Source organism: Cyanobium sp. NS01 (assembly GCF_014280235.1).
Lineage (GTDB): Bacteria > Cyanobacteriota > Cyanobacteriia > PCC-6307 > Cyanobiaceae > NIES-981.
Map to the genome: position 1 here is coordinate 2103063 of NZ_CP047940.1, position 17075 is coordinate 2120137.

Genomic DNA, 17075 nt, shown 5'->3' on the forward strand with positions numbered 1-17075 from the left:
CATGGCACAGCACCCTCTGGAGACGGCGCCAGCCCCGGCAGCCATTTGACAAGGGCAGGCCGGAGCTCGACAGTGAGCCGATCAGATCGGCCCTGAGCGTTGAAGTTTGTCGTCGGCACCCACCACAAGACCGGCTCGAAATTTTTCAGCAAAACCCTCAAAACCCTGAAGCGCCTCACGGGCCTACGGCTCTGGCTCGACACCAAGCACAATCAGCGCCAGCTGCGCCTGCCGGAGCAGTGGGATTGCTAGTTCCAGAACAACTGCCGCTGGCGCCTCGATCTCGACGCTCTTGACTTCAGGGGAATCCACAGCACCCGCAACCCGGCCCGGTTGATTCTCTCCTCGGTGCGCTACCACCTCAGAACAGACGAGCGCTGGGCCCATAAGCCGCAGCAGGAATTTTCCGGCCTCACCTATGCCGAAAAACTCAGATCCCTGAACTCACTGGACGACCAGATCTGCGTTGAGATCGAGCATGTGGCCGGCCGCACGATCCGCCGCATGCTGGAGGTGAACGCCGATCCGCGCTTCCTGCCTGTGGATCTCGATCGCATCTCCAGCGACCCCGAAATGGACGACCTGAAGACCTGCCACAGCTTCTGCGGCCTGCAGCGCTGGTTTGCACTGGACACCTGGCTGGAGGCCTGCCCAGCCATCTGACCTCCAGCCCCGCTGACCTGGCCGAGAGCCTGGAGCTGTTCGGCCCCGGGGCCTGGCGACCCACTCAGGCCTGCAGCTCCAGCAGGCCCATCAATCCAGCCGCCAGGGGCCGGTGATGCACCCGGCGGAAGCCGAGCCGGCGGGCCAGGCGTTCCTGCTCGGCGCCTGTGGGCAAGCGGGCCAGGCTGGGCTCGAGGTAGGCGTAGTGCTCCTCCAGGCCGGCCAGGCTGGCGGCCGGCACCACCAGGCCACGCAGGCAGAGCTTCTGCAGGCCCGCCGTGAGCCGCCCCTGCAGGCCAGCGCCATCCGGGCGGTTGAAATCCAGCACGGCGGCCCGCCCGCCGGGCCGCAGCAGGCGCCGCACCTCCGCCAGCCCCGCGGCGGGATCGGCCAGGTTGCGCAGCCCGTAGGCCATGGCCACGCCCGCCGCCATCCCGTCCGGCAGACCACTGGCCAGGGCATCGCCCTGGCGCCACTCCAAGACCAGCCAGGGGGCGCGGGCGGAACGGCGGGCCGCCAGCTGCAGGGGCGCCGCGGCGGCATCCAGACCGATCACCCTGCCGGCAGGGCGCACCCTTGAGGCCAGCACCAGGGCCAGATCGCCCGTGCCGCAGCAGAGATCGAGCAGGGTCTGACCCGGACGCGGGCTCAGCCAGGCGATCGCCTGGCACTTCCACACCCGGTGCAGGCCGAGGCTGAGCAGGTCGTTGAGGAGGTCGTAGCGCGGGGCAATCTGCTCGAACAGGCTCTGAACCTGCTGCGGCTGCCCCGGCTCAAAGCTGCCCATCCCAGGGGAACACCAGTGAATCCGGCAGCATCTCAGGCAGTGACACGGCGTCGAGGCTGACGCCACCCGGCGGCGACGACTCCAGACTCAGCACCGGCAGCCGCTGGGGGGCCGTGACCATGATCACCGTCACGGTGGCCAGGCCCACGGCGGCGGAGCACACCATGCAGCCGGCCAGCATCAGGGAGAACTCCTGGCGGTCATTGGCGGCCTGCATCAGCTGCAGCGCCCAGGCCACCAGGGCCACCACGGCCACCAGCATCACCAGCGGCAGCACGGTGGCGTAGGGGGGTGGCAAGGGGTGGAAGAACATCTCTGGCGCTGGCCTGCCGTGGAGGGAAGCACGAGCGGAACGCCACGCCATCTTCCGTAACCAAAGTAACAAGCCGTTACGTCCCGGCGTGACGATGCGGCAGGGGCCTGATCGGCAGGCCCCTGGCCAGCAGATCGGTCTTGATCGCCTCCACGCTGAGAATGCCGTCGTGGAGCAGGGAGGCCAGCAGGGCCGCCGAGGCGCCGCCGCCGCCTGGCCCGTCCGACAGCGCCGCAGCGATGTGGTCGAGACAGCCGGCCCCGCCGGAGGCGATCACGGGCACCGCCACCGCCTCGGCCACGGCGCGGGTGAGGGGCAGGTCGTAGCCGGCCTGGGTGCCGTCCCCATCCATCGAGGTGAGCAGGATCTCGCCGGCCCCCAGGGCCACCACCCGCCGCGCCCAGGCCAGGGCATCGAGCCCGGTGTTCTCGCGGCCCCCCTTCACGTACACATCCCAGCCCGGCCGCTCGCCGGCGCCGCGGCGGCGAGCATCGATCGCCACCACGATGCACTGCACCCCGAAGCGCTCGGCGCCGCGGCTCACCAGTTCGGGATCGCGCACGGCGGCGGAGTTGAGGCTCACCTTGTCGGCGCCGGCCCGGAGCAGGGCCGTGATCCCCTCCACGCTGGCGATGCCGCCGCCCACGGTGAAGGGGATCGTCACCGCCTCGGCGGTGCGCTGCACCAGTTCCACCAGGGTGGAGCGGCCCTGGTGGCTGGCGGCGATGTCGAGGAACACGAGCTCATCGGCACCGGCGGCGCTGTAGCGGCAGGCCAGCTCCACGGGGTCGCCGGCATCGCGCAGACCGACGAAATTGATGCCCTTCACCACCCGGCCATCGGCCACGTCGAGGCAGGGAATGATGCGCTTGGCAACCATGGCGGAGGGGCAGGCCGGTGGGTGCGCACCATGCTGGGCCAGTGCAGCCTCAGGGCAGCGGTCCAACGGCTCTTCGCTGTTAAGGTTGCTGGACTTTGACTGTCTCGACGGTGATGGTGCATGCAGCCCCGATCACGATCGGCTCCAAGGTGCGCGTGCTGCGTGTGCGTGATCGCATCCCCGCCGTTCTGGTCGAGGCCCTCAAGAGCGACCCCACCGGCACGGTGACCGGCTTCCGCACCGTGGATGGCCAGGGCATCGGCCTGGTGGTGGATCTCGGCGCCGGCCAGAGCGCCTGGTTCTTCGACGATGAAGTCACCCTCGCCTGAAACCGGCCTTGACCAACAGCCCAAACCCTGAGGCCCCAAGGGGTTCGGCGGCCCGTCAGCTGCTGGGCATGAAGGGTGCCGGCGGCAGCAGCAGCATCTGGAAGATCCGGCTGCAGCTGATGAAGCCGGTCACCTGGATTCCCCTGATCTGGGGCGTGCTCTGTGGCGCGGCCGCTTCGGGCCAGTTCACCTGGACCCTGCCGAACGTGGCCGCTTCGATCGCCTGCATGCTGATGAGCGGCCCGCTGCTGGCGGGCTACACCCAGACGATCAACGACTACTACGACCGCGACATCGACGCGATCAACGAGCCCTACCGGCCCATTCCCTCCGGCGCCATTCCCCTGCCCCAGGTGAAGCTTCAGATCTGGGTGCTGCTGCTGGCAGGCCTGGCCGTGGCCTGGGGGCTGGACCGCTGGGCCGGCCACACCACGCCGGTGCTGCTGCTGCTGGCCCTGGGGGGCTCCTTCGTGAGCTTCATCTATTCAGCCCCGCCCCTGAAGCTCAAGCAGAACGGCTGGCTCGGCAACTACGCCCTGGGCGCCAGCTACATCGCCCTGCCCTGGTGGGCTGGACAGGCCCTGTTCGGCCACCTCACCTGGACCACCGCCCTGCTCACCCTGGCCTACTCCCTGGCCGGCCTCGGCATTGCCGTGGTGAACGACTTCAAGAGCGTGGAGGGCGACCGGGCCCTGGGGCTGCAATCCCTGCCTGTGGTGTTCGGCATCACCGGCGCAAGCTGGATCAGCGCCGCCATGATTGATGTGTTCCAGCTGGCCATGGTGGCGGTGCTGATCGCCATCGGCCAGCACTTCGCCGCCGTGCTGCTGGTGTTGCTGATCGTGCCCCAGATCACCTTTCAGGATGTGTGGCTGCTGCGCGATCCGGTGGCCTTCGATGTGAAGTATCAGGCCAGCGCCCAGCCGTTCCTGGTGCTGGGCATGTTGGTCACAGCCCTGGCCATCGGCCACAGCGCCCTGGTGGCATGAGGTGAGCACCGCCGTTCCTGCCAAAGCGCGCCAGCCCCGCCGTACGGGAGGCGGCAAGCGCAACCTGGTGATCATCGCCGCAGTGGCCACCACCCTCGGTGCTGGGGTGGCCGTGGGCCAGGCGGCGTTGGTGGCCAGCTTCGACAGCCTGCTGCCGGATGCCCGCGGCATCAACCACTTCAACCGGCCCGGCACCCTCACCATCCTCGCGGCCGATGGCCAGGTGGTGCACAAGGTGGGCCCGGTGTCGCGGGAGAAGCTCTCCGCCAGCTCGATCCCGCCCCTGGTGGAGCAGGCCTTCGTGGCGGCGGAAGACCGTCGCTTCTACCAGCACGACGGCATCGACCCCACCGGCATCGCCCGGGCCATGGTGCGCAACATCTCGCGCGGCTCGGTGGAGGAGGGAGCCAGCACGATCACCCAGCAGCTGGCCCGCACCGTGTTCCTCAGCCAGGACCGCACCATCGCCCGCAAGCTGAAGGAAGCGGCCCTGGCCAGCAAGCTCGAGCGCCAGCTCAGCAAACGCCAGATCCTCACCGAGTATCTGAATCTGGTGTATCTGGGCTCCAGCGCCTACGGGGTGGCGGATGCGGCCTGGATCTACTTCTCCAAGGCTCCCAGCGACCTCAACCTGGCGGAGGCCGCCCTGATCGCCGGGCTGCCCCCCGCCCCCTCGGTGTACTCGCCGCTGGTGAACCCCGATCTGGCCCTGCAACGCCGGGCGATCGTGCTGCGCCGCATGCGCGAGGAGGGCTACATCACGCTGGCCCAGCAGATGGAGGCCGAGGGCTCACCCCTGGCCCTCAAACCGGCCGACCCCAAATACTGGGTGAGCCAGGCACCCTTCTTCAGCACCTGGGTGGAACAGGAGCTCACCGAGGTGCTCACCCCCGAGCAGCTGGAGGTGGGCGGGGTGACGGTGCGCAGCAGCGTCAATCTCGACTGGCAGGAACAGGCCCAGAAGGCGATCACGGCATCCACCCCCGGCGGCCTGGAGGGGGCCCTGGTGGCCATGGAGCCCGGCACCGGGCTGGTGCGGGCCATGGTGGGCGGCCGCGACTACGAAGAAAGCCAGTTCAACCGGGCCACCCAGGCCCTGCGCTCCACCGGCTCCACGTTCAAGCTGTTCGTGTATCTCACAGCCCTCAAGGAGGGCATGCGACCGGAGCGCACGGTGGAGGACCGCAGGCGCTGTTTTGCCGGCTATTGCCCCAAGAACTTCAGCAAGGGCTTCCTGGGCAAGATCACGATGGTGCGAGCCTTCCAGAACTCGGTGAACACCGTGGCGGTGGGGCTGCTGCAGGAGGTGGGCTTCGACAAGGTGATCGCCACGGCCCGCAGCCTGGGCATCACCCAGCCCCTGGGCAAGTTCTATCCCCTTGCTCTGGGCGCAGAGGAGGACAGGGTGCTCGACATGACCGCCGCCTACGCCGCCATCAACAACCGGGGCGTGTTTGTGAAGCCCACGCCGTTCGAGGAGATCCTCGGCCCCGATGGCGAACTGCTCTGGAGCCGCCGCACCGACGGGGACCCCGGCCGCAGGGCCGTGGACAGCACGATCGCCGACGCCATGACCTGGATGCTGCAGCAGGTGGTGCGCGGTGGCACCGGCGGCCCCGCCTCCCTCGGCCGGCACCCCGTGGCCGGCAAGACCGGAACCTCGGAAGGGGGCCGCGACCTCTGGTTCATCGGCTCGATCCCCCAGCTCACCACGGGCGTGTGGCTCGGCTACGACAACAGCCGCGAGACCAAGAGCACCAGCGTGGTGGCCGCCTATACCTGGCGGCGCTTCATGGGCGCGATCACCAAAGACCTGCCGGTGCAGGCGTTCCCGCCCAAACCCGCCCTCGCTGACACCTTCAAGAAGCCCGCCAAACCGGCCCGGCCGAGCAGCCCGCGCCAGGCCCCCAGGTCCGATGCGCCGGCGCAGCGTGCCCCCAGGAATGAGGCCCCGCAAGATCCCGCCTCCACGGGCGAACCGGAATCGTCCTGGACCCCGCCGCCCCGCTCGGCTGAACCACCGGCCCGCCCGGCAGCAGAGCGAGCACCAGCCGCCGCACCAAGGCCTGCCCCTGCTCCAGCTCCGGCGCCCGCTCCAGCCCGAGCCCCAGCAGCGGCGCCTACGCCCGCTCCAGCCCCGGCACCCTCCCCACCAGCCCCGGTTGCTGCGCCTGCGCCAGCCCCGGCGCCACCGCCGCCGCCACCACCGGCCCCCGCACCACCACCGCCGCCCTGAGGCCCTTCAGCGCTACCCCCCTGGTGCCCGCAACAGGGCGGCAAAGAAGCCATCGCCGCCGCCGGGCCGGGGCCAGGCCTGCCACTGCCGCAGCAGCTCCCAGCCCGGATGGGCGGCCAGCAGGGCCTTCACCTGTTCGTCGTTCTCGGCCGGATGCACGGTGCAGGTGGCGTACACCAGCTGGCCGCCGGGCCGCAACAGCGGCAGCACCCCCTCCAGCAGGGCCCGCTGCAGCCGCACCAGCTCCGGGATCGCGGCGGGCTGCAGCCGCCAGCGGGCATCGGCGTGGCGGGCCAGGGTGCCCAGCCCCGAACAGGGGGCGTCCACGAGGATGCGATCAAAGTGGCCCAACCAGTCGGGACGCACCACCGCCAGCTCGGCCGCATCGGCCGCCAGGCTGCTGACACAGCCCAGACCCAGCCGGGCGGCATTGCGCTCCAGCCGCTGCAAGCGCGCCGCGGAGCGGTCGATGGCCCACACCTCGCCCCGATCCCCGATCCGCTCCGCCATCTGGGTGCACTTGCCGCCAGGGGCGGCACAGGCATCGAGCAGTCGCTCGCCGGGCTGGGGATCGAGCAGGGCCACCACCTGCTGGGCGGTGCGGTCCTGCACGCTCCAGTGGCCCTGCTGAAACCCGGGCAGGCGGCGCAGATCCCCCACCCGCCCCTCCAGGGCCAGGCCGTCATCGTTCCCTGGCAGCACCGCCGCCGCCAGCCCCGCCGATTCCAGGGCCTCAAGCAGGGCGTCGCGGCTGCAGCGCAGGGGGTTCACCCGCAGGTCGAGGCCAGGGGGCTGGTTGGCCGCCAGGGCAAAGGCCTCGGCCTGCTCAGGCGGCAGCCACTGCAGCAGCAGCTCAGCCAGCCACACGGGCAGCGACTGGCGCAGGGCGAGGCTGGCGGCCGCCCCGGCAGGCAGCTCCAGGCCGCTCCAGGGCTCCAGCTCCAGGCCGGGCCCGCCGGCTCCAGCGCTGCTGGCGAGCCCGGCCCGGCGGCGCAACAGCTGGCGGAGCATGCCATTGGCCACCGGCGCCAGGCGGGCCAGGCCACCCCGCTTGGCCAGCTCCACGGTGGTGCTCACCGCCGCTGAGGCCGGCACCCGCCCACTGAACAGCAGCTGGTAGAGCCCCAGGTGCAGCAGCCAGCGCAGCTTGGGCGGCTGGCGCAGGGCCGGCACCCGTCCGAGGCCATCGAGCCAGGCATCGAGCAGCAGCCGCTGGCGGATGGCGCCGTAGGCCAGCTCGGTGGCGAGGGCTCGGTCCACCCCCTCGAGGCTGCTGCGCTGCAGGGCCCGCTCCAGGGCCACATCGGCGTAGGCGCCGCCGCCCACGGCCAGCAGCACCTCCCAGGCCAGCCGCCGCGACGCCAGACCGGCCGCCGCTGGGGAGTCGGAGCGGGCGGCTCGATCGGCGGCGTCAGCCGGGACAGCGGAGACGGGCTCAGGCAAGCAGTGGTGGGTCGAGGGGGGGCACCCACAGATAGCGCCCCAGGGGCAGACGGCCTTCCCCATCCACCGGGATGCCCTCGGCCAGCAGCAGCTGCCGCTGGATCCAGTCGCTCCCCTCCCGGCTGGGGTTGAAGCTGATCCGCCCCTGGGCGTTCACCACCCGGTGCCAGGGCAGCTCGGAGGGCAGGGGCAGCCGGCGCAGGGCCCAGCCCACCTGGCGGGCGCAGCCGTAGGCACCGATCGACTCGGCGATGTGGCCGTAGGTGGCGAGGCGCCCTTGCGGGATGCGGGCCACGGCGGCGTAGACGCGCTGGTCGAAGCTGGGAGCCTCCATGCCGCCATCGTGCCCATGCCGCTGCTGCCCCGCCGCTTCGAGCGCCTCAAGGCGGTGCTGAATCACCGCATGGCCGACCTCACGGTGCTGCTGGAGGAGGTGCACAAACCCCACAACCTCTCGGCGATCCTGCGCAGCTGCGATGCGGTGGGGGTGCTGGAGGCCCACGCGGTGTGCCTGGAGGGGCGCCTGCCCCTGTTCAACACCACGGCCCAGGGCAGCCAGAAATGGGTGCCGCTGCAGCGCCACGCCAGCGCCGCCGATGGCCTGCAGACCCTGCGGCAGCAGGGCTTCCGCCTCTACGGCACCCACCTCAGCGCCACGGCGGTGGACTACCGCAGCTGCGACTTCACCGGCCCCACCGCCTTCGTGCTGGGGGCCGAGAAGTGGGGGCTGAGCCCGGCGGCGATTGCCCTGGTGGACCAGGCGATCATGATTCCGATGAGCGGCATGGTGCAGTCGCTGAATGTGAGCGTGGCCACGGCCACGCTGCTGTTCGAGGCCCTGCGCCAGCGCCAGGCCGCCGGGCTGCTGCCCAGCCAGGGCGAGGGGGTGGGACCGGAGCGCTACGGGCAGCTGCTGTTCGAATGGGCCTACCCGGAGGTGGCCGCCTGGTGCCGCCAGCAGGGCCGGCCCTATCCCCCCCTCGATGCCGAAGGCGCCATCAGCGAAGCCCTGCCCCGCACGGTGCGGCTGCGCTACTAGGCGGCTGGCATGCAGCGGCTTCAGGTTCAGCCGTCACAGCCTCCGATAGGCCTCTGAGCACAACCGATCTGGGCAGAATTGTGATCTCGGAACGTCACTGATCACGCGCCAGAGAGTTGACAACCAATCACTTCGTGCTAGGCTCGAAATAACGGACGCAACGTTCGCTTCCGACTTAACAGTCACATCCAGCTCGTCTCTCTGCGCTTGCCAACAGCTCTGGCAATGACGCGTTGACAGTGGATTTCGGAAGCACGTCTCCCCTCAGCCTTCACGCCTTGTGGCGCTGCTCTGGCGTTTCCTTCCAGACACTCCCCAACAGGCGAGAGCAAGGGCGCATCCGTTGTTGCACTTCAGGAACCATCCATGACCCCCACCAACACCACGATGCAGGCCAGCCGCAGCGAGCTGGATCAGCGCCTCGCGGATGAGCAGCTCCGCCAGGCAATCCTCGACAAGAAGCAGGCCCAGATCGAGGCCTGGTCTGCCCAGATCGACCAGCTGCAGCAGGGCCTGCAGAACGCCGCCGAAAGCGTGCGCGCCGAAACCGAGAAGCGGCTCGCCGAACTGCGCCAGGCCCGCGACCAGGCCCAGGTCCAGCTGGAGAGCCTCCAGCAGGCCACCAAGGACAGCTGGGACTCCCTGCTGCAGCAAAGCGACAGCTTCTTCCAGGATCTTGCTGGGCGTTTCCACGAGTTCGTGAGCAGCCAGAGCTGAGCAGGCCGTCGTGCCCTGTTCAGCTGTTCCGCTTTCCTCACGATGAAGTTGACCCCCACATCCACCCCCACAACCACCCGCCCGACCCAGACCGATCGGCACACCCCGCTGTTCGATCTCAGCCAGGCCCTGCAGATCGCCTCCAGCGCCGACAGCCCCGCCGCCCTCACTGAGGCCATGCTGCCCAGAATCAGGGACTCTTTCTGGTTGCTGGTCTCCAGCAATTCAGTGATCGAGGCCCAGCACGCGCAGGCGGTGAGCATGATCCTGGAACGGGCCATCCCCAGCGGTGTCTCGGTGGCCCTCGATCTGGACTGGCAACCGCAACGCTGGGGCCTGCCGCCCCAGGCGCCGCCGAGCGCCGAGGTGCTGCGGCGTGTCCAGCCGCTGGCCTGGAGTGCTCAGCTGATCCGTTGCAGCCGTGAGGAGGCCGAGGCCTTTTTCGGCAGCGCGGATCCGGTGCGGGTGCATCGCCACGACAGCCTCCCCCAGCGGCCCGCTGTGCTGATCCGCGCTGACAGCGGCGCTCTCGATTGGTGCATCGGCGGACGCCAGGGCAGTCTGGAGGCCTCGATGCTGCAGGACCACGACCTGTTCCTGACCCGGCTGCTTGACAACCTCTCCAGCCACCCCGAGCTGTTGGGGAATGCCGGCCCGGGCCTCGACGCCGTGGCCGACCCGGATGGCATGGCCGAACAGCTGCTCAGCGCCGCCCTGGCTGGCTCTGCACCCCTCAGCGACGGCTGAGACGGGCTGCATCGCCGGTCGAGAGGCGGCGGCTGCCGGCACTGGGCAGCCACAGGGCCACCCCCAGGGCCAGCAGTTCCAGGGGGATCTGGCGCCCGCCCAGCAGCACCACCGCCACCGACACCACCGCCAGCATTCGCTGCAGCAGGCTCCAGACGTCGTCGCGATCGGCGCTGCCACTGAACCAGAGCGTCGCGGCGAGGCTGAGCAGCACCAGATCCAACCACCAGGGCATCGCCAGCGCCCGACCCGGGCCACGTGAGAGATCCCATTCTGATGCCGGTGGGCGATCGGCGCTGCGGCGGGCTGGGCCTCAGCGCGCCGCGCGGCCGGTCTGGGCGTTGCCGCTCAGCCAGCTCTCCAGGCCCTCCCCCAGAAACGACAGCCCCAGCACCAGCACGAACATGGCCAGGCCGGGGTAGAGGGCGGTCCACCAGATACCGGTGGGCAGGGCCGTGAGGGCCTGCTGCAGGTCGCCGCCCCACTCGGGAATGGTCTCCGGCAGGCCGAGCCCCAGAAAGCCCAGACCCCCCAGCACCAGGACGGCATCGGCGGCATTGAGCGTGAGCAGCACCGGCACCGAGGTGATCACGTTGCGGAACAGGTAGTTGCGCAGGATCCAGGCGGGCCCGGCGCCCAGCGAGCGGGCCGCCTCCACGTAGAGCTCGGCCTTCACCTGGGCCGTCTGGTTGCGCACCACGCGGAAGTACTGGGGGATGTACACCACGCAGAGGGCGGCGGCGGCATTGGGGAGGCCGCGCCCCAGCAGGAAGGCCAGCACCACCGAGAGCAGCAGCACCGGCAGGGTGTAGAGGGTGTCCATCAGCAGCACCAGCAGCCGGTCCACCCAGCCGCCCAGATAGCCGCTCACCATGCCGAGGGGCACCCCCACGATCAACGCCACCACCAGGGCCAGAGCCACCACCTGCAGGGCCACGCCGCTGGCCGAGAGGGTGCGCACGCACACGTCCCGGCCGAGCCGGTCGGTGCCGCACCAGTGGGCCGGCGACGGCGGGGCGTAGATGGGGTTCTGCAAGCCGGCGTTTGGATCAGGCAGCCAGCCGAGCTGCACCAGCAACGGCGTGAGCACGGCCACCAGGACATAGGTGAGCACGATCACCACCCCCCAGCGGGCCATGCGGGCCGAGAGGGTGGTGGGTTGCCAGCGGAACGGCACTCAGGCGCGGATCGGGTGGGCCCATTCAACCCCCGCCCCCCCTGGCCCGCTTGCGCGGCGGCTCCTGACTAACAGACTTCAACTCCTCCGGCTTGCACTCAACACCCAGAGTTGAGACTCATGCTCGGGGCAGACCGAGCCGCTGACTGGCGAAGCGTGATTAGCTCCACGGATGAGGCAACAGCCTCAAAAGTCTTTGCTGCCAGCGCTGCAACCGCTTGATCCGCTATCTCTGGCAGCCCCATGGTCACGCTGAAAGACGGTCCTCAGGGAGTCCTTCGTCATAGTGACTTGGCAAACGCGCCGTGCGTGTCAACACTGAATGACGTTCGTGCTACCTCAAGCAGATCCTCACCATGACCACGTCCCTTCAGGCCAGGTTCCTGGCCCAGCGCTCGCTGCTCCAAGTTCTTAGCAATGCAAACAAAAAACACAAAGGCCTTAAAACCGGCTTCACCCTGATGGAGCTGTTGATCGTTGTGATCATCATCGGCGTACTGTCAGCGATTGCGATTCCAGCCTTCCTGAACCAGCAAGGCAGAGCCCGCATCAACGCAGCCCAGATAGCTGTCATGGATATGGCGCGCGCCTGCACGGCAGCCCAAGTGACGGGTGAACAGGATGACTTAGTGATTCCTGCAAACATCACCGGCGGTCCCTGTCCTGCCGCAGGAACCCAGGTTGACTTCACAGCAAGCGCAGCTGACTTCAACCTGACCACAGCACCTGTCGCCACGGTCACATCAGCTGGTGCGACAAGTCTCACAACCTGCGCAGCTGCAAGTGGCTGGACGGCAGGAACCGCACCTTCGTGCAATCCCACCCGGAGCTGACTCCAACCGGATCGGCCTCCAGGTTTGCCACCGAAGTTGACTCATGATGTGGCCTGAAACGTTCGACTCCAATCGACGTTTCAGGCTACTGTGCATCTAAGTTCGCAAGCCTGAGCCGTGGGTTGCCGCATCCGTCTTGATCGTGCCAGCAGGCGATGAGATCAAGGGACTGCGTCGCTCCCGCGGCTGATCGCCTGGATGACCTGATGCCCGCCGAGCCGATCCAGCCGCACCTGCACCACCCCCTGCTGCGACACCGCCGCTAATCCCGCGCCCGGCGGCAGGGCATCGATCAGCACCCGGGTCTGGGGAGCGGCGGAGGTGAGGGCTCCCAGGCGGTCGTAGGCGGGGCCACAGCGCCACACCACCTCTCCGCGCCAGATCGGATCTCTGGCGGGGCCGCGGGCGTAGGTGATCGTGCCGGCGGGGGAGTGGAGCTGCAGCACCAGCTGCCGCCCGGCCGTGGCGCAGCTGCCGGCCAGGCCGGCCTGGATCGCCCCGCCCAGCCGCACCTCCCTGGCCTGCTGCAGCTCGGCGCGGATCAGCTGCACGGCCCGGGCGCTGCTCTGGCGCTCCCGCAGCAGCCGGGCCAGCTTCTGGCCGTGGCGGCCCTCGCTGAGCAGCAGCTGCAGCATCAGGGCGCTGAGCACCGAGCCCAGCAGCAGCGTGAGTGAGAGCTCCACCAGGGAGAACCCCCCGGCCAAGCGGCGGGCGGGCGGGTTCAGGCGGCAGCGGCGGCGCAGGACCATGGCTCAGACTCAGAGGCTGGCGTCAGGCAGGCAGGCGTCACTGGCCAGGGCGCCGGGATCGCCGTGGTAGCGGCCCACCCGCACGATCCCCAGCGGCGGAGACATCACCAGGCAGCGGCGCAGGTCGGTGCCGGCGCTGCCGATCACCACGGTGCCGCCATCGATCGCCAGGCCATTGGCCGTGAAGCGCAGCTGCGAGGGCAGGCTGTGGTGGAGCCGCAGGCTGCTGTCGCCCTCCAGCACCCTGGCCTCCAGGCCCTCCTCCCCGTGCAGGGGCAGATCCAGGGGCTGGCGACGGTCCTCGGCCCGCTCGCGGCTGTCCTCCAGCAAGGTGCCGAGCCGCCGGGCGGCGGACTCCACCTTCACCGCCGCCAGCTGGCGGCGGCCGCTGTCGATCACCAGGGCCGCCATCAGGCCCAGCAGGGTGAGCACCACCAGCGCCTCCGCCAGCGAAAAGCCGCCGCTGCTTCGGCAGATGGTGCAAAAGCGTGGCCGGCAGTGGCTCCTGATCACAGCTCCTCCGCCTCCAGGGCAGGGGCCCCTGCGTCGTGATCGGCGTTCTCACCGCCGCAGAGGCCGTAGGCGGCGGGATCGAGCTGGCGCTCGCGGCTGAGGCCCAGGCCTGGCAGCTCGGCCCTCACCAGGAATCGGCCCTCGTTGCCGGCCTGGCGCAGCGTCACCTGAACGGCGCTGCCCTCAAGGGCATCGGGCCGGGCGGTGGTGGTGGTGGGCAGCAACCCCGCGATCAGGCTGCAATCAGCCCGCAGCGGCTCCTCCGCCTGCTGCCTGCCCGCCCAGCTCTGCAGCGTGGCCTCCACCGCCAGCAGCTCCTGATCGAGCTGCTGCAGGGCCTGCAGCTGGTGCTCCGAGCCCAGGCTCCAGCGGCTGGTGGCACTCCACAGCTGCAGCGAGGAGCTGGCTGAGGCGGTGAACACCGCCGCCGACACGATCAGTTCCACCAGGCTCATGGGTTCGCCTCGGAGCTGGCCAGAGGGCAGGGCGGCAACGCCCCCGCGGCGCTGCGCAGCCCCAGATGCTGGAAGCCCCTCAGCCGCGGCATGGGGCCAGGCCCCCAGCTCCACAGCAACCTGGAGGCGGAGCGATAGGTGGCTCCGTCCTCCTCGATCTCGAGGAGCAAATGGGCCTCCAGCACAGGTGCCGGGGCCGCTGCCGGCGCCGCGGGTGGTTCCGCCACCTGCGGGCAGTACTGCAGCAGGGTGTAGGAAGCGCTCTGCGGGGCTGGCTGGCTGGCCAGCAACGGCCCTCGCAGCAACGCTTCAACCTCCCCCGACTGGGCGCAGCCACCCGGCTGCTCGCTCTGCCACTGCCAGGCCGACTCGGGCAGGGCAATCAGGCAGCGGTGGCGGCGTTGCAGGCTGCCGGCCACGGCCTGGGCGGCAGCCTGCAGACGGTCCTCCCGGGCCTGCAGGCGTTGGCGTACAACCAGCTGGCGACGCTCCTGCAGGGCCATGGCCTGCAGCGACAGGCTGCTCAGCACAAGAAACAGCGAGGCCGTGGAAGCCAACGGCAGCAGAAAACCGGCCGAGGCAGCCGCCCTGGGGGCGGGCTGCCATCGGCGGCTAAGAGGGCGGGAACGCCGTCGTGACCAGAGAGCCACGGGCGAGCAGGCGCAGGGCACGGCTCAGCGTTGCCACACTCCCGCCGCGCGGCTCTGGCGAGGGATCAGAGCCCCGCAATCGGCACCACCCGCAGCTTGGTGGGATCCACGCCGGGGAAACCCATCACGCCGTTGCCGTAAGACACCAGATCGTTGAAGCGGAAACGACGGCCGATGTTGCGCAGGGTCACCTGATCTTCGCGGCCGAAGTTGCGGATCACGAAGCGCTGCATGTGATTGAACGGTCCGTGGGTACGTGTGTTGTTGGTGAAGAAGAAGCGATCACGCACCTCATCTCTACCGAAATTGATCACACTCTGGGAACGCTTGGTGATCGCTCCGGCCGTTGACTGAAAGTCGATCAGATCACTGCCCCTGGATCCCTGGAAGATCCAGTTGCGGGCCATGGCGTTGTTCACCCGGAAGCCGGTGACGATGTCCCGGGGATTTGCCCTGCCTTCGGCAGCGGCTTGCCGTTGCTTCAGCGACGACACCTTCATGGTGGCGCTCCATGAAACCGGCTGATTCAGCCAGCTGGAGCCTCCTGTGAGCTGAATGATCGACGATTTGCGACCTTTGACCCGTCGGGCCGAGATCCAGTCAGGCTTGCTGACGAAAGTCGAGAGTGCGGCAGACACGCATGGCGTCCAGTGGAGCAGAAGTTGTAACGCTGGCGGCGTGACTGGCAAGAGTGGCCGCAGCCAGATCGGGAACTGACTGCCACCTCTTGCGCCAGGCTGCAGCGATCAGCTGTTGAGCTTGAGCACGGCCATGAAGGCCTCCTGGGGTACCTCCACCTTGCCCATGGCCTTCATGCGTTTCTTGCCCTTGGCCTGTTTCTTCAGCAGTTTTTTCTTGCGGGAGATGTCCCCGCCATAGCACTTGGCGAGCACGTCCTTGCGCATGGCACTGATGCTCTCCGAGGCGATCACACGGCTGCCGATCGAGGCCTGGATGGGAATCTTGAACTGCTGGCGGGGGATCAGTTCCTTCAGCTTCTCCACCAGCCCCTTGCCCACGTTGTAGGCCTTGTCGCGGTGCACGATGGTGGTGAGGGGATCGGCCTTCTCGCTGTTGATCAGCACATCGAGGCGCACCAGCTCATTGCGGCGGTAGCCGATCAGTTGGTATTCCATGGAGGCATAGCCCTTGGTGCGGCTCTTCATCTGATCGAAGAAATCCGTTACCACCTCAGCCAGCGGCATCTCGTAGTGGAGCGTCACCCGATCGGTGGTGATGTACTTCATGTCCACAAACTCGCCGCGCCGCTCCTGACACAGCTCCATCAGGGTGCCGTTGAAGGTGTTGGGGGTATAGATCTCGAGCTTCACATAGGGCTCTTCGATCGATTCACGCTTCTGCGGATCCGGCAGGGTGGCGGGATTATCCACCATCAGCATCGAGCCATCCAGCAGGTTCACCTGATAGATCACCGATGGGGCGGTAACAATCAGATCGAGGTTGTATTCCCGCTCCAGCCGCTCCTGCACGATCTCCATGTGCAGCAGCCCCAGGAAGCCGCAGCGGAAGCCGAAGCCCATGGCACTGCTGGTTTCCGGCTCGTAGCGCAGGGCCGCATCGGAGAGCTGGAGCCTGTCGAGGGCCTCGCGCAGATCGGGGTATTGATCGGCATCGGTGGGGAACAGCCCGCAGAACACCATCGGCTTCGCCTCGGTGTAGCCCGGCAGGGCCGCCGCCGCCGGGTTGGCGGCCAGGGTGATCGTGTCGCCCACGCGGGCATCGGCCACGGCCTTGATCGAGGCGGCCAGGTAGCCCACCTCGCCGGCGTGGAGGCTCTCCACCTGGCGCTGATCCGGCGCCATCACACCCACCTCATCGAGCTCGTAGCTCTTGCCGGAGGCCATCAGCAGCACTTTGTCCTTGCGGCTGATCGAGCCGGCCATCACCCGGAAGTACACGATCACGCCGCGGTAGGCGTCGTAGTAGGAGTCGAAGATCAGGGCCTGCAGCGGCTCGGCCATCCGGTTGGCCGGAGGCGGCACCCGCTCCACCACCGCCTCCAGGATGTCCGGCACGCCGAGGCCGGTCTTGGCCGAACAGGCGATCGCCCTGGAGCAATCAAGGCCGATGATCGCCTCGATCTCCTCCTTGATCCGCTCCGGATCGGCACCGGGCAGATCGATCTTGTTGAGCACCGGAATGATCTCCAGATCATTCTCCAGGGCGAGATATACATTCGCCAGGGTCTGGGCCTCCACCCCCTGGCTCGCATCCACCACCAGCAGGGCCCCTTCGCAGGCCTGCAGCGAGCGACTCACCTCATAGGAGAAGTCCACATGGCCGGGGGTGTCGATCAGGTTGAGGATGTAGTCGGTGCCATCGGCGGCGGTGTAATCCATCCGCGCCGCCTGCAGCTTGATCGTGATGCCCCGTTCACGCTCCAGCTCCATGTTGTCGAGAAACTGCTCCTGCATGTCGCGAACGGCCACGGTGCCGGTGTCCTGCAGCAGTCGATCGGCGAGGGTGGATTTGCCGTGGTCGATGTGGGCAATGATGCAGAAGTTGCGGATGCGGGAAACAGAAACGTCGGTCAT

Annotated in this window: 22 protein-coding genes; 9 read left to right on the forward strand and 13 right to left on the reverse strand. The window is 68.6% G+C overall.

Going from position 1 to position 17075, the window contains the following annotated elements; genetic code table 11:
* The first annotated feature begins 99 nt into the window (after positions 1-99).
* Both CyaNS01_RS10935 and CyaNS01_RS10940 read left to right on the forward strand, forming a co-directional pair.
* Positions 100-252, forward strand: a complete 153-nt coding sequence (locus CyaNS01_RS10935; RefSeq protein WP_186697100.1) for a hypothetical protein — start codon at positions 100-102, stop codon at positions 250-252.
* Between the two features lie 81 nt (positions 253-333).
* Complete coding sequence (locus CyaNS01_RS10940) at positions 334-663, forward strand: hypothetical protein (RefSeq protein WP_186697101.1); 330 nt, start codon at positions 334-336, stop codon at positions 661-663.
* Between the two features lie 64 nt (positions 664-727).
* On the opposite strand, the gene ubiE is transcribed toward CyaNS01_RS10940, so the two are convergent.
* The 3 genes from ubiE to hisF all read right to left on the reverse strand — a co-directional run bounded on the left by ubiE (position 728) and on the right by hisF (position 2643).
* A complete protein-coding gene (ubiE, locus tag CyaNS01_RS10945) occupies positions 728-1450 on the reverse strand; it encodes a bifunctional demethylmenaquinone methyltransferase/2-methoxy-6-polyprenyl-1,4-benzoquinol methylase UbiE (protein ID WP_186697102.1) in 723 nt (240 codons plus the stop codon).
* The gene (locus tag CyaNS01_RS10950) at positions 1437-1763 is read right to left on the reverse strand and encodes a hypothetical protein (protein WP_186697103.1); all 327 of its coding nucleotides are present in this window, start codon (positions 1761-1763) and stop codon (positions 1437-1439) included. The genes ubiE and CyaNS01_RS10950 overlap by 14 nt, the downstream gene beginning before the upstream one ends.
* Positions 1764-1839: 76 nt before the next feature.
* Entirely contained in the window at positions 1840-2643 is an 804-nt protein-coding gene (hisF, locus tag CyaNS01_RS10955) for an imidazole glycerol phosphate synthase subunit HisF (protein ID WP_186697104.1), read from the reverse strand.
* 113 nt (positions 2644-2756) lie between these two features.
* On the opposite strand from hisF, the gene CyaNS01_RS10960 reads away from it, so the two are divergent.
* The 3 genes from CyaNS01_RS10960 to CyaNS01_RS10970 are packed head-to-tail and all read left to right on the forward strand — an operon-like array spanning position 2757 to position 6197.
* Positions 2757-2972, forward strand: a complete 216-nt coding sequence (locus CyaNS01_RS10960) for a DUF2862 domain-containing protein (protein WP_186700697.1) — start codon at positions 2757-2759, stop codon at positions 2970-2972.
* Between the two features lie 8 nt (positions 2973-2980).
* A complete protein-coding gene (chlG, locus tag CyaNS01_RS10965) occupies positions 2981-3961 on the forward strand; it encodes a chlorophyll synthase ChlG (protein ID WP_186697105.1) in 981 nt (326 codons plus the stop codon).
* A gap of 1 nt (position 3962) precedes the next feature.
* Positions 3963-6197 carry a transglycosylase domain-containing protein gene (locus tag CyaNS01_RS10970; protein ID WP_370561511.1) on the forward strand — a complete coding sequence of 745 codons (2235 nt, stop codon included), beginning with the start codon at positions 3963-3965 and terminating at the stop codon, positions 6195-6197.
* A gap of 12 nt (positions 6198-6209) precedes the next feature.
* Here CyaNS01_RS10970 and CyaNS01_RS10975 read toward each other — a convergent pair whose 3' ends face one another.
* Together CyaNS01_RS10975 and CyaNS01_RS10980 are read right to left on the reverse strand one after the other, a co-directional pair.
* Positions 6210-7640 carry a 16S rRNA (cytosine(967)-C(5))-methyltransferase gene (locus CyaNS01_RS10975; RefSeq protein WP_193912791.1) on the reverse strand — a complete coding sequence of 477 codons (1431 nt, stop codon included), beginning with the start codon at positions 7638-7640 and terminating at the stop codon, positions 6210-6212.
* Positions 7633-7974: an MGMT family protein gene (locus CyaNS01_RS10980; RefSeq protein ID WP_186697107.1), complete on the reverse strand. Its 342-nt coding sequence runs from the start codon at positions 7972-7974 to the stop codon at positions 7633-7635. The genes CyaNS01_RS10975 and CyaNS01_RS10980 overlap by 8 nt, the downstream gene beginning before the upstream one ends.
* Positions 7975-7989: 15 nt before the next feature.
* On the opposite strand from CyaNS01_RS10980, the gene trmH reads away from it, so the two are divergent.
* From trmH to CyaNS01_RS10995, 3 genes are all read left to right on the forward strand, one after another.
* Entirely contained in the window at positions 7990-8679 is a 690-nt protein-coding gene (gene trmH / locus CyaNS01_RS10985) for a tRNA (guanosine(18)-2'-O)-methyltransferase TrmH (RefSeq protein WP_186697108.1), read from the forward strand.
* A 366-nt stretch (positions 8680-9045) separates the two neighbouring features.
* Complete coding sequence (locus CyaNS01_RS10990; RefSeq protein ID WP_186697109.1) at positions 9046-9396, forward strand: hypothetical protein; 351 nt, start codon at positions 9046-9048, stop codon at positions 9394-9396.
* 48 nt (positions 9397-9444) lie between these two features.
* Complete coding sequence (locus CyaNS01_RS10995; RefSeq protein ID WP_225875652.1) at positions 9445-10143, forward strand: fructokinase; 699 nt, start codon at positions 9445-9447, stop codon at positions 10141-10143.
* On the opposite strand, the gene CyaNS01_RS11000 is transcribed toward CyaNS01_RS10995, so the two are convergent.
* Together CyaNS01_RS11000 and CyaNS01_RS11005 are read right to left on the reverse strand one after the other, a co-directional pair.
* Positions 10130-10378: a hypothetical protein gene (locus tag CyaNS01_RS11000; protein WP_186697111.1), complete on the reverse strand. Its 249-nt coding sequence runs from the start codon at positions 10376-10378 to the stop codon at positions 10130-10132. The genes CyaNS01_RS10995 and CyaNS01_RS11000 overlap by 14 nt on opposite strands.
* A 78-nt stretch (positions 10379-10456) precedes the next feature.
* On the reverse strand, positions 10457-11281 hold the full coding sequence (locus tag CyaNS01_RS11005; RefSeq protein WP_186700701.1) for an ABC transporter permease: 825 nt from the start codon (positions 11279-11281) through the stop codon (positions 10457-10459).
* 395 nt (positions 11282-11676) lie between these two features.
* Here CyaNS01_RS11005 and CyaNS01_RS11010 point away from each other — a divergent pair, with 395 nt between their 5' ends.
* On the forward strand, positions 11677-12153 hold the full coding sequence (locus CyaNS01_RS11010; RefSeq protein WP_186697112.1) for a type IV pilin protein: 477 nt from the start codon (positions 11677-11679) through the stop codon (positions 12151-12153).
* A gap of 161 nt (positions 12154-12314) precedes the next feature.
* Here the strand turns inward: CyaNS01_RS11010 and CyaNS01_RS11015 are convergent, their stop codons facing one another.
* The 6 genes from CyaNS01_RS11015 to lepA all read right to left on the reverse strand — a co-directional run bounded on the left by CyaNS01_RS11015 (position 12315) and on the right by lepA (position 17075).
* Positions 12315-12902, reverse strand: coding sequence for a prepilin-type cleavage/methylation domain-containing protein (locus CyaNS01_RS11015; RefSeq protein ID WP_186697113.1), 588 nt, complete (start codon positions 12900-12902; stop codon positions 12315-12317).
* Positions 12903-12911: 9 nt separating this feature from the next.
* Entirely contained in the window at positions 12912-13415 is a 504-nt protein-coding gene (locus CyaNS01_RS11020) for a prepilin-type N-terminal cleavage/methylation domain-containing protein (protein ID WP_225875653.1), read from the reverse strand.
* Positions 13412-13870, reverse strand: coding sequence for a hypothetical protein (locus CyaNS01_RS11025; protein ID WP_186697114.1), 459 nt, complete (start codon positions 13868-13870; stop codon positions 13412-13414). The genes CyaNS01_RS11020 and CyaNS01_RS11025 overlap by 4 nt, the downstream gene beginning before the upstream one ends.
* The gene (locus tag CyaNS01_RS11030; RefSeq protein ID WP_186697115.1) at positions 13867-14427 is read right to left on the reverse strand and encodes a hypothetical protein; all 561 of its coding nucleotides are present in this window, start codon (positions 14425-14427) and stop codon (positions 13867-13869) included. The genes CyaNS01_RS11025 and CyaNS01_RS11030 overlap by 4 nt, the downstream gene beginning before the upstream one ends.
* Positions 14428-14585: 158 nt before the next feature.
* On the reverse strand, positions 14586-15020 hold the full coding sequence (locus tag CyaNS01_RS11035; RefSeq protein WP_186697116.1) for a hypothetical protein: 435 nt from the start codon (positions 15018-15020) through the stop codon (positions 14586-14588).
* A 246-nt stretch (positions 15021-15266) separates the two neighbouring features.
* Positions 15267-17075 (reverse strand): translation elongation factor 4, encoded by a 1809-nt coding sequence (lepA, locus tag CyaNS01_RS11040; RefSeq protein ID WP_186697117.1) that lies wholly within the window; start codon positions 17073-17075, stop codon positions 15267-15269.